Source organism: Burkholderia lata (assembly GCF_902499335.1).
GTDB classification, from domain to species: Bacteria; Pseudomonadota; Gammaproteobacteria; order Burkholderiales; family Burkholderiaceae; genus Burkholderia; species Burkholderia lata_B.
The window spans coordinates 235,009-245,499 of the sequence record NZ_CABVQK010000005.1; the positions used below are offsets into that span (position 1 = coordinate 235,009).

General features: G+C 63.0%; 12 protein-coding genes. 6 read left to right on the top strand and 6 right to left on the bottom strand.

Annotation, left to right across the window (positions count from 1 at the left end):
- Positions 1-114: 114 nt before the first annotated feature.
- The 4 genes from BCO18175_RS14375 to BCO18175_RS14390 all read right to left on the bottom strand — a co-directional run bounded on the left by BCO18175_RS14375 (position 115) and on the right by BCO18175_RS14390 (position 2,131).
- Positions 115-525, bottom strand: coding sequence for a VOC family protein (locus BCO18175_RS14375; protein WP_174981800.1), 411 nt, complete (start codon positions 523-525; stop codon positions 115-117).
- Between the two features lie 100 nt (positions 526-625).
- Positions 626-955: a DHCW motif cupin fold protein gene (locus BCO18175_RS14380; protein WP_174981802.1), complete on the bottom strand. Its 330-nt coding sequence runs from the start codon at positions 953-955 to the stop codon at positions 626-628.
- A 47-nt stretch (positions 956-1,002) separates the two neighbouring features.
- Positions 1,003-1,290 (bottom strand): cupin domain-containing protein, encoded by a 288-nt coding sequence (locus tag BCO18175_RS14385; protein ID WP_174981804.1) that lies wholly within the window; start codon positions 1,288-1,290, stop codon positions 1,003-1,005.
- Positions 1,291-1,525: 235 nt separating this feature from the next.
- On the bottom strand, positions 1,526-2,131 hold the full coding sequence (locus BCO18175_RS14390) for a helix-turn-helix transcriptional regulator (RefSeq protein ID WP_174967186.1): 606 nt from the start codon (positions 2,129-2,131) through the stop codon (positions 1,526-1,528).
- A gap of 166 nt (positions 2,132-2,297) precedes the next feature.
- On the opposite strand from BCO18175_RS14390, the gene BCO18175_RS14395 reads away from it, so the two are divergent.
- Positions 2,298-3,302: a catalase family peroxidase gene (locus BCO18175_RS14395; protein WP_174981806.1), complete on the top strand. Its 1,005-nt coding sequence runs from the start codon at positions 2,298-2,300 to the stop codon at positions 3,300-3,302.
- Positions 3,303-3,432: 130 nt separating this feature from the next.
- Positions 3,433-3,819, top strand: a complete 387-nt coding sequence (locus BCO18175_RS14400; protein WP_254608091.1) for a tautomerase family protein — start codon at positions 3,433-3,435, stop codon at positions 3,817-3,819.
- A gap of 154 nt (positions 3,820-3,973) precedes the next feature.
- On the opposite strand, the gene BCO18175_RS14405 is transcribed toward BCO18175_RS14400, so the two are convergent.
- Together BCO18175_RS14405 and BCO18175_RS14410 are read right to left on the bottom strand one after the other, a co-directional pair.
- Complete coding sequence (locus BCO18175_RS14405; RefSeq protein ID WP_174982246.1) at positions 3,974-4,702, bottom strand: formylglycine-generating enzyme family protein; 729 nt, start codon at positions 4,700-4,702, stop codon at positions 3,974-3,976.
- Positions 4,703-4,723: 21 nt separating this feature from the next.
- Complete coding sequence (locus BCO18175_RS14410; protein WP_174981810.1) at positions 4,724-5,272, bottom strand: AAA family ATPase; 549 nt, start codon at positions 5,270-5,272, stop codon at positions 4,724-4,726.
- A 673-nt stretch (positions 5,273-5,945) separates the two neighbouring features.
- Here BCO18175_RS14410 and BCO18175_RS14415 point away from each other — a divergent pair.
- From BCO18175_RS14415 to BCO18175_RS14430, 4 genes are all read left to right on the top strand, one after another.
- On the top strand, positions 5,946-6,665 hold the full coding sequence (locus BCO18175_RS14415; RefSeq protein ID WP_174967189.1) for a thioesterase II family protein: 720 nt from the start codon (positions 5,946-5,948) through the stop codon (positions 6,663-6,665).
- Positions 6,666-6,820: 155 nt separating this feature from the next.
- Positions 6,821-7,771: a UDP-glucuronic acid decarboxylase family protein gene (locus BCO18175_RS14420; protein ID WP_174967190.1), complete on the top strand. Its 951-nt coding sequence runs from the start codon at positions 6,821-6,823 to the stop codon at positions 7,769-7,771.
- Between the two features lie 206 nt (positions 7,772-7,977).
- Positions 7,978-9,288 carry a diaminobutyrate--2-oxoglutarate transaminase family protein gene (locus tag BCO18175_RS14425; protein ID WP_174981812.1) on the top strand — a complete coding sequence of 437 codons (1,311 nt, stop codon included), beginning with the start codon at positions 7,978-7,980 and terminating at the stop codon, positions 9,286-9,288.
- A 76-nt stretch (positions 9,289-9,364) separates the two neighbouring features.
- Entirely contained in the window at positions 9,365-10,351 is a 987-nt protein-coding gene (locus tag BCO18175_RS14430; RefSeq protein ID WP_174982248.1) for a TauD/TfdA family dioxygenase, read from the top strand.
- Positions 10,352-10,491 lie beyond the last annotated feature (140 nt).

Consider the following 10,491-nt stretch of genomic DNA (forward strand, 5'->3'; position numbering starts at 1 on the left):
ACGCCGTCGGCGCCCCGGTACCGGGTGCGCCGACGGTGATCGCATGGGCGAATCTCCACCCACCTTGGGCGGAAAAAGGGGCATCCTGAATGCCAGACGCACACCGACGGGTACCTAGCCGCCGCTGGCCAACCTGGAACGGATCTCGTCAACCGAGAGGTCGCGCAGATGCGTGGCGATCTGCCAGCGATTCCCCCACGGATCTTTCACCATCGCCCGCCTGTCGCCGTACGGCATGTCGGCCGGGGCTTCGAGCGGGATCGCATGGGCCGCGAGCGCCCGCCGATAGGTCAGATCGGCATCCTCGACATAGACATACAGAAACGCGGGAACCGGATCGCGCAGGCCGTCTTCCCCGCTGATCATCACGACGGAATCGCCGATCCTGATTTCCGCCGGCAACCCAGGGCGGTACTCGCCCTGCGCGAGAAACACCGTCCGGATGAATTCGATCAGGTTTTGCGGATCCGGCACGACGATCCGGGGCGTGACGGTATGCCATCCGTCGGGCTGGAATTTGACCATGTCCGCAGCCTCCGAAGAGATTTCGGCGGATATTGTCCTCCCGGCACCCGAGGTCTGCAAAGGGTCGACTACGACCTGCGCGCAGGAATGCACGCCCGCTTCAATCAACGATGAACAGCTTGGCGCCAGCCCGGGTCGACGATCGATGCGCTTCGGCATGGTCCGCGACCTGGTAGCTCATGCCCGGTCGAAGCGTGAACTGCCGCCCGTCTTCGAGTTCCGTCAGCAATTCGCCTTCGAGGCAGTACAGGATGTGGCCTTTGACGCACCAGTGGTCGGCCAGGTAATCGGCCGAATATTCGACCTGCCTCACGCGGATATCCCCGAACTGCATCGTCCGCCAGCGCGCAACCCCACGTTCCCCGCGGTGTTCGGTCGGTTCGACGGTGTTCCAGTCGGTCGTTCCAAACGGGATGCCGGTCATTTTCATTCTTCATCTCCCTGTCGTGGCCTTGCTCGCGGGGCTTTACACGCGCCTCAGAGTATCTCGACCTCGACGAACACCACTTCGTGGTCGGTCGCGTTGACGACGTTATGCTCGACGCCCTTCAGCCCCGCATAGCTGCGCCCGGCGTGCAGTTGCGACTCCCGGTTGCCTTGCGCGGTTTCGAGGAGAAGCTGCCCGTCCGTCTGAGGCACGACGACATAATCATGCTGATGGAGATGCCAGCCGGTCTCGGCGCCGGGTGCGAATCGCCATTCGGTGACGATCACGCGCTCGTTCGCTACCTGCTGCGTCGGGACGGCCTTCGGGCGGTGTTGCATCGTATGTCTCCTAAAATATCGGGTGGCTTGACGGCACCTCGTCGGATACCGCGTTGTCTTCCAGGGCTCGACATGCTCGCCGCCCATTCTAAAGACGAAGCGCATCGTCCGACACATTCAGATGCCTTGCGTTTTCCCGCGCATCTGCTTTTTTGCCGATGCCGCACACGGGCCGATCGCAAAGACGACGCAACCTGCACGTACGCAAAAACGCGACGCGCGCCGATCGGTGTCGCTACTTCTTCGCGATCCGGTACTGGCAGATGAGGCGCCCCTCGCGCAGGCAATGATCCGTGACCGTGCGCCCCGTCGCTTCGGAAAAATAGGCGGCAATGGCGCGACACACGCATGGCGTTTCGCGCACGGCGCTCGCGACCGGGCAGCTGTAATTGCGGACCATGATCGCATTGCCGTCGGGAACCGCTTCGGTGTGCGCGCCCAGTGCGTCGACGACGGCCATCGCATTGGCCAGGTTCGCGTCGAAGTCGTCCGACGCCGGCAGGCCGTTCTCGCGTGCCAGACGCCGGCCCGTTTCAACGAGCACCTTTTCGAGCTGGCGTTCGTCGAGATGCGCCTGAAGCGTGGCGAGCAACGCCAGCAGAAACGCCGGATACGCGCTCGATGCCGCGTCCTCGCTGCCCGGCGCAGCTTCGTAGAGCACGGCCGGCTTGCCCGGTGTCCCCGTCTGCACCGGCTTGTGCCGACGCACGAGCCCTTCCGCTTCCAGCTGCTTCAACTGCATGTTGATCGCCGTGCGCGTCACATTGAGGGACTCGCAGAGCTGCACGACGGTCAGCGGTTCTCGTTGCAGCGCGCGTAGGACGTCGTTCTTGGTAGTCACGGGAAAAGGGTTCGGATCGGCGGGTGAGCGGTCGATTATAGCCTCGCGACGGAAGGGCCCGACCGGGCCATATTAACAATAACAACACATCTATTTGTCATTATTGTTAATATGCACTAGACTCGTGTTGCCGTCCCCGTCCCCAACCCACCGAAGAGTTCCGATCATGAGACGATCCGCGTCCAACCTTTCCTGGGCGATCCTGCTTGGCCTCGCGGCCGCGCAGGCTGCGTCCGCCCAAACGCCGGCGCCTTCCGTCGGCCAGAAGTCGTCCCCCACGCAATTGGTCGATGCGCTGAACGGCGTGTTTGGCCGGCATCCCGGCGCGCGCGCCGTGCATGCCAAGGGCATCGTGCTCGAAGGGTCGTTTACGCCGAGCGCCGCTGCGCCTACCGTCAGCAAGGCGCCGCACTTCCAGGCCGCCGTCCCGGTGGTCGTGCGCTTCTCCGACTTTGCCGGCATTCCCGATATCGCAGACAACCATCCGCTCGCGTCGCCACGCGGTTTCGCCATCAAGTTCAAGCTGCCGGACGGCAGCGATACCGACATCGTCGCGCATTCGTTCAACGGATTTCCGTCGCCGACGGCCGACGATTTCCGCGATCTGCTGATCGCGATCGGCACGAGTGGCCCGAATGCGGCCAAGCCGACGCCGCTGGATACCTATCTGGACAGCCACCCGGTCGCGAAGGCATTTCTCACCACACCGAAGCCGTTCCCGGCCAGCTATGCGACGCTGCCGTACTTCGGCGTCAATACGTTCCGCTTCATCGATGCGAAAGGCGCCGTGACCTACGGGCGCTATCAGATGCTGCCGGCCGACGGCGAGCACTATGTGCCGGATGCGGAGGCGGCGAAGGTGGCACCCGACTACCTGCAAGCGGAAATCCGCCAGCGCGTCGCGCAGTCGCCGATTCGATTCCGCCTGGTCCTGCAGATCGCCCAGCCCGGCGACAAGCTCGACGACCCGTCCATCGTATGGTCGAACACCCATCGCACCGTGGAACTCGGCACGATCTCGATCACGAAAGCGGTGGCCGACAATGCGGCGGCGCAGCGCCGTCTGCTGTTCCTGCCCAACGCACTGCCGGCCGGTATCGAGGCGGAAGACCCGATGATCAATGCACGTTCGGCCGCCTATCCGGTATCGTTCGCGCGCCGCCAGCAGTAAGTGCGACGATCGCTCTGGCCAATCCCTGCTCTTTCAACTAAGCAGTCCGTATGAACCATGGCATGCCACCTCTGAAAAAAGCGGCATGCCGTGCCGACGCTATCCCAACCCAGGAGAAATTCCCGTGCCAATGCTCAAATTCGACCTCATCGAGGGCCGCACCGACGAACAGGTGCGCACGCTGCTGGACGCTGCACATCGCGCGATGGTGCAGGCGTTCGATGTCCCCGCGACCGATCGCTACCAGTCCGTCACGCAGCATCGCCCCGGCGAACTCGTGCTGGAAGACACCGGCCTCGGATATCCGCGATCCCGGGACGTGGTGCTTTTGACGGCAGTGAGCCGCCAGCGCACCGAATCGCAGAAGATCGCGTTCTATCGTCTGCTCGTCGAGAACCTGCAGACGCAATGCGGCATCTCGCCGGACGACGTCATCGTGTCCATCGTCGAGAACGGTGACGCGGACTGGTCATTCGGTCGAGGGCGTGCGCAATTCATCACCGGCGAACTCACCTGATCGCCGGCGCCGCAACGCTGGTTTCAATGACCGGCCGTCCCGCTCCGGATCGAATGAAGCCGGGGCGGGACGATAATCGATCCGTGCGGCACGCGACCATCGCAGGCCGCAGTCGAGCCGTCATGACACGACTTGCCGCTACGGGCGGCCACGGTCAATCCCCGGACGATCCACGCTCGACGCGCGCGGGTCGCCCTTCACCCGCATCAAGAGACCGCGCCACCCGAAACCCGAGATCGTCGATCGCAAAGGTCGGATGACTGCGGCGGCGGTTCGTCGCGAGGCAGCTCCGTTCGACATCGGCCCAGCCCCCGCCACGAAACACGCGATACGAACCGTAGACTTCCGGGTCGTATTGATCCGCGCACCACTCCCACACATTGCCCAGCATGTCGTGCAGCCCCCAGCCGTTGGGCTGCTTCTGACCGACATCGTGCGCGCGGCCGCCGGAATTTTCCCGGTACCACGCGATGGCGTCGAGCTCGCCATACCGCGGGCCATGCGTTCCCGCGCGACACGCGTACTCCCACTCCGCTTCGGTGGGCAGCCGATAGCCGTTGCCGCCCGGAACCGGGGACGCACCCGTTCCGTCTTCGTTGATTTCGTAAACGCAATGCAGACCGTCCGCCATCGACAGCCGGTTGCAGAACCGAACGGCATCGATCCACGATACGTTCTCCACCGGGCATTGCGTGCCGACATGCGACGACGGAGATTGCCCCGTGACAGCCGCGTATTGCGCCTGGGTCACCGGATAGCGGCCGATCGCAAAGCGCTGCAGATCGACGCACCATGCGCGCCCGATCCGGTCGTCCCTCAATGCGATCGTGCCGGCGAGCACCTGCACCATCGGCAGATCGAGCGTTTCAGACGGATATTCCATGTTCTCCACTCTGCCGCACCGTTACGAAGCCGGCCTGACGGAACCGGCTTCGTCATAAGCCACGATGTTCAACCCTTCCGCCACGGCCGGCGCGACGAAGTACCTCGTGATCCGTTCGAACTCGGCGTCCGACGCCTGGAACGGATGGTCGCCTCGCGCATTGCGCGCGTGCAGCCGTGCCTTGCAAACGGCATCGCTGACGTCGAGGTAATGCAGTCGATGGTCGCAGCCGGCGGCCTGCGAAACGGCGCGCCCCCACGCGCGCGCGGCGACGGTATTGAACGGAACATCCAGCACCACCGACACACCGGCCCGCAGCACCGCGCGGGCATGATCGGCAATCACGTCGCCGACGCGCGTTGCACACCGGACATAGTCGTCGATCGACAGGATCTCGCCCGGATAGAGCCGCGCGAGCCATGCGTCTTCGCTGATCAAAACGACCGGCCCGGCGGCGCTCGCGAGCCGCGCGACGAGCGTTGATTTTCCGGACGCGATCTTGCCGCATACCATGTGGAGCAACACGGCATCGTTCAATGCCGTCGCGTGAAGTGACTTCCCTGTCTGCATTTCCAGGCTCTCCATCGAATGCCCAGAAAGCAAAAACCCGCCTTCCGGGCGGGTTGTGACGATTTCCATTCAGTCGATCGCTATCCCGCCGGCAACGTTGCGGCGCAAATAATCGAACGGATGTGCGAATGGATCATGCGCATCAGAATAACCAACTGTCCGATCGCGAGCAAGCGGGTTGGCAACGGCGCACGTCAACCTGTGCGCCTGAAACCGGTACACCAACCGGAAATGAATATCGGCACTCCCTGGTGTCTGCGCCGCCTCCATTCATTCAGATAGGGGGGAGTTCGACAGGGTCGACTACGCGCGTCCCCTCTTCCTACGACATACATCCACGCAGCCTCATGTTTAACTCATGCCCAACCGGATCGGACGCATTCCGAATCCGCGCGGCGCGCACCTTGAGCTTTCATGAAGCCAATCAATGCTTCCATGACTTCCGATGTGCTTGACGCACTGCCTGTGTACAGCGGTGACGAACCGGCTATCGGAGTGTGAACCAAGGCGCGCGTTGCTGCCGCACCCGTTGCTCTCCGAGTGAAGATTGCCGATGCCTCGCCATGGCAACAACGACTGGAACTTGAATGGTGAAAAACGCCGAACACGTGAATTTCCACAGCGCGATCGCCTGTGCGCCAGCCGCAAGTGAGCCGCTCGGGTACCCGCTCGCATGCGTCTGATCTGTTTTCCCTATGCGGGCGGCTCGGCCGCCGTCTATCGTGCGCTGCAAGCCTTGTTGCCCGGCATCGAAGTGCGCCGTCATGAACTTGCAGGCCGAGGCGGCCGCCTGTCCGAACCTGCCGTACGAGACATGTCGACGCTGGTCGACACGTTGCTGTGCGACCTGGGTGACTGCTTCGATCGTCCCTTCGCCCTGCTCGGACACAGCATGGGCGCAGCTATTGCCGTGGAACTGGCGCTGCGGCTTCCCGCCCACGCGCAACCGAACCTGCGGCACCTGTTCGTGAGCGCGCGCGCCGCACCGGGCAAGGTGCGCCCCGATCGACGCATGCAGGCGCTGGACGACCGCGCCTTCATCGATGCGCTGCGCGAGATGGGCGGCACACCGAAGGCAGTGCTGGACAACAGCGAACTGATGGCGCTGCTGATGCCGGCGCTGCGTGCGGATTTCACGATGATCGAAAACCACCGGCCCGTGCCCGGGCGCGGGCTGGCGGTGGACATCACCGCGTTCGCGGGCCGGGCGGATAAAGAGGTCCCCGTTGATGCCGTTGCAGGCTGGGGCGCCGAGACGACCGGGCGCTTCGATTTTCACGTCATCGAAGGCGATCATTTCTTTTTGAGAAGCGAAATGCGGACGATGGCCGGCATCATCGCGGCCCGCCTGCGGCGCGTGGAACACGTCGCGTTGAGCTCACTGCAGGCATGACGGGCCGATCATCGCGATCGGCGTGCCGGCCGGTGCCGTGATCGTCGAATGAAACGGCCCGCGCGCCTTATCCGCTCCCATGCCGGAGCCGCGGGCCGGTCAAGCATGCCGGGAGGCCGCGTCGCTTCCCCGCGCGCAATACTTGGAGTGCAATTGTGCAACGTAATCGAAAGCGAATCCTCGTAACAGGTGGCGCGGGTTTCCTCGGTTCGCATCTTTGCGAGCGCCTGGTCGAACTCGGTCACGACGTATTGTGCGTCGACAACTATTTCACCGGCACGAAGCAGAACGTGGCTGCGCTGCTCGGCAACCCGAGCTTCGAGGCGCTGCGCCACGACGTGACCTTTCCGTTGTACGTGGAGGTGGACGAGATCTACAACCTCGCCTGCCCGGCTTCGCCGATCCACTATCAATTCGATCCCGTGCAGACCACCAAGACCAGCGTGATGGGCGCGATCAACATGCTGGGGCTCGCCAAGCGCACGCATGCGCGCGTTCTGCAAACCTCGACGAGCGAGGTGTACGGCGACCCCGATGTGCATCCTCAACCGGAGAGTTACAGGGGCAACGTCAACCCGCTCGGGCCGCGCGCCTGCTACGACGAAGGCAAACGTTGCGCGGAGACCCTGTTCTTCGACTATCACCGCCAGCAGAACGTGCGAATCAAGGTGGTCCGCATCTTCAACACGTACGGGCCGCGCATGCATCCCAACGACGGCCGCGTGGTTTCCAACTTCATCGTGCAGGCGCTGCGCGGCGAAGACATCACGCTGTATGGCGACGGCAGCCAGACCCGGGCATTCTGCTATGTCGACGATATGGTCGACGGCTTGATCCGGATGATGGCCACGCCCGCGGAACTCACCGGCCCGATCAATCTCGGCAATCCGCACGAGATCGCGGTCAGCGAACTTGCGCAGATCATTTTGCGCCTGACCGGCTCGAAGTCGCGGCTCGTATTCCGTCCGCTGCCGAAGGATGACCCGACACAACGTTGCCCCGATATCAGCCTCGCACGCGCCCACCTCGACTGGGAACCGACGATCGGGCTCGAAGCGGGGCTCCGGCGGACCATCGATTATTTCTGCTCGACCATCCCTGCCTGACGCCGCGTCCGGAAGCCACGCTTCGATGATCGGGAGGCAATCGCATGACGTCGTGACGTCGCATTGCCGATGTCCCATTTTTACGTGACAGACGTGATACGGAGAGCATGCTCCAATCGGGTCGTACCGTTACACCATTGGCCAGGATGAAGCGATTCTCGTGCGCCAGTGTCCATCAATCCGCCTCGCAAGCCGGATCTGCGCGTATGGAAAAACTCGAGTATCTGAAGCAGGTCGAATCGAAGGCGCGAACCTACGCAACCTCTTTCCCGCGGCTGTTTACCCATGCCAAAGGCGTACGCGTACGCGACTCCGACGGGCAGGAATACATCGACTGCCTGTCAAATGCGGGTACGCTCGCGCTCGGACACAATCACCCGGAAGTCAATGAAGCCGTCATGCGGTTTCTGTCGTCCGATCAAATGCAACAGGCACTCGACCTAGCGACGCCGGCCAAGCACGCGTTCGTCGAGCAGCTGTTCTCGCTCCTGCCCGGGAAGATCGCCGAATCCGGCAAGATCCAGTTCTGCAGTCCCAGCGGGGCGGATGGCGTCGAAGCGGCGATCAAGCTGACCAGGCACTATACGGGCCGCCCGACGATCATGGCGTTCCACGGCGCCTACCACGGCATGACGGCCGGCGCGCTCGCCGCGTCGGGCAATCTCACGCCCAAGTCGGCCGGCGGCAATGGACGCGACGTTCATTTCCTGCCTTATCCGTATGCCTTTCGCTGCCCGTTCGGCACCGACGGCTCGGCGACCGATCAACTCAGCATCAACTATATCCGGACCGTCCTGTCCGATCCCGAAAGCGGGATCACGAAACCGGCGGCAATCATCGTCGAAGTCGTGCAAGGCGAAGGGGGCTGCATCCCTGCGCCCGACAACTGGTTGATCGAGTTGCGCGAGCTGACGCTACGGCATGAAATCCCGTTGATCGTCGATGAAGTGCAGACCGGACTCGGTCGAACCGGCGCCCTGTTCGCTATCGAACATTCCGGCATCCGGCCGGACGTACTGGTGCTGTCGAAGGCATTCGGCGGCGGCTATCCGTTATCGGTGGTGGTCTATGACGAACGCCTGGACACCTGGCCGCCCGGCGCGCATGCCGGCACCTTTCGAGGCAACCAGATTGCGATGGTGGCCGGCTTGTCGACCATGCGCATCGTCGAACGGGAGGATCTGTCGGCGCACGCGGACAGAGTCGGCAAACTCCTGGTTGCCGGACTCGAAGGGCTTGCCGAACGCTTCCCCTGCCTGGGCCAGATACGCGGCCGCGGCCTGATGATCGGCGCTGAAGTCGTCACGCCCGGCACCCACGGCCGAACCGGCCCGCCCCATGCGGAACTGGCCAAAGCCATCAAGCGGAACTGCCTGCGAAACGGGCTCGTCATCGAAACCGGCGGGCGCAACGGCGCGGTACTCCGGTTCCTGCCGCCGCTGATCGTTTCGGAAGCGGATATCCACGAAATTCTCAATCGCTTCGAGCATGCCGTGGAAACGGCCTGCCGTGCATAGCCGCACCGCGGCGCGACCACGCTGACCGATCCGTTCGGTTTCGCCGTGATCCACGTTCAGGAAAGGACTATTGACGATGCTGGGCATGACGGAACGCAAGCTGCTTGCCGAGGGAAGCTCTCCGTGGCTGCTGGAGCCCGTGTCGAACGGGCGCGATATCGCGCAGGCGGTGAACGACAACCGGGTGGCACTCGAATCCCGGCTTCTGGAACATGGCGCACTCCTGTTTCGTGGCTTCGACGTTTCATCCGTGAGCGGCTTCGAAGCGTTTTCTCACGCGATTTCGGCCCATCAGTCCGACTACGTCTATCGCTCCACGCCGCGCACCTCGATCGGCAATGGCATCTTCACCGCAACCGAGTATCCGCCGAGCGAGACGATCGCACTTCATTGCGAAAACGCGTATCAACGAAGCTGGCCGCTGAGAGTTGCATTCTGTTGCCTGACTCCGGCCACGACCGGCGGCGAAACGCCGATTGCCGACATGCGGGAGGTGAGCCGCAGGATCGGACCGCGCATCCTGGATCACTTCGAGGCGAAACAGGTGCGCTATGTCAGGCACTACCGGCGGCACGTCGACATTCCGTGGGAAACCGTCTTCCAGACCAGCGACCGCAGCCAGGTTGCAGCCTTCTGCGCGGACAACGGCATCGAGCTCGAATGGCTCGACGACGACACGTTACGCACCGCACAGATCAACCAGGGTGTGGCCTACCATCCGGTCACCCGCGACCGGGTGTTCTTCAATCAGGCGCATCTATTCCATATCTCGAACCTGGAAGCATCGCTCGCCAGTTCGATCGTCAGCCTGTTCGGCGAGGATCGAGTTCCGCGCAATGCCTGCTATGGCGACGGGAGCCCATTCGATCTTGCCGACATCGAGCAGATCCGCAACGCGTTCCGCGAATGCGCGATCTCGTTTCCATGGCAACGAGGCGACGTCCTGCTGGTCGACAACATGCGCTTCGCGCATGGCCGCAACCCGTTCGAAGGCGAGCGCAAGGTCGTCGTGTCACTGCTGGACCCGTACGCTCCCGGCATCGAAGGAATCGCCGATCGTTAGCGAGCGCGCGCGTGCACATCAATAGCAAGCCGTATTGATCAAGCGCGCGAAACGCCGTGTCCTTGGATTACGGGGCAGACGCCGGGTTAGAGCGATGCTCTAATTTCAAGACAATCCAGTTCATGAAGCAAGCTTGGCAG

Excerpts from the sequence above, each read along its gene's own strand:
- BCO18175_RS14375 (WP_174981800.1), bottom strand. The coding sequence starts at position 525 with ATGGTCAAATTCCAGCCCGACGGATGGCATACCGTCACGCCCCGGATC.
- BCO18175_RS14380 (WP_174981802.1), bottom strand. The coding sequence starts at position 955 with ATGAAAATGACCGGCATCCCGTTTGGAACGACCGACTGGAACACCGTC.
- BCO18175_RS14385 (WP_174981804.1), bottom strand. The coding sequence starts at position 1,290 with ATGCAACACCGCCCGAAGGCCGTCCCGACGCAGCAGGTAGCGAACGAG.
- BCO18175_RS14395 (WP_174981806.1), top strand. The coding sequence starts at position 2,298 with ATGAGACGATCCGCGTCCAACCTTTCCTGGGCGATCCTGCTTGGCCTC.
- BCO18175_RS14400 (WP_254608091.1), top strand. The coding sequence starts at position 3,433 with ATGCTCAAATTCGACCTCATCGAGGGCCGCACCGACGAACAGGTGCGC.
- BCO18175_RS14405 (WP_174982246.1), bottom strand. The coding sequence starts at position 4,702 with ATGGAATATCCGTCTGAAACGCTCGATCTGCCGATGGTGCAGGTGCTC.
- BCO18175_RS14410 (WP_174981810.1), bottom strand. The coding sequence starts at position 5,272 with ATGCAGACAGGGAAGTCACTTCACGCGACGGCATTGAACGATGCCGTG.
- BCO18175_RS14415 (WP_174967189.1), top strand. The coding sequence starts at position 5,946 with ATGCGTCTGATCTGTTTTCCCTATGCGGGCGGCTCGGCCGCCGTCTAT.
- BCO18175_RS14425 (WP_174981812.1), top strand. The coding sequence starts at position 7,978 with ATGGAAAAACTCGAGTATCTGAAGCAGGTCGAATCGAAGGCGCGAACC.
- BCO18175_RS14430 (WP_174982248.1), top strand. The coding sequence starts at position 9,365 with ATGCTGGGCATGACGGAACGCAAGCTGCTTGCCGAGGGAAGCTCTCCG.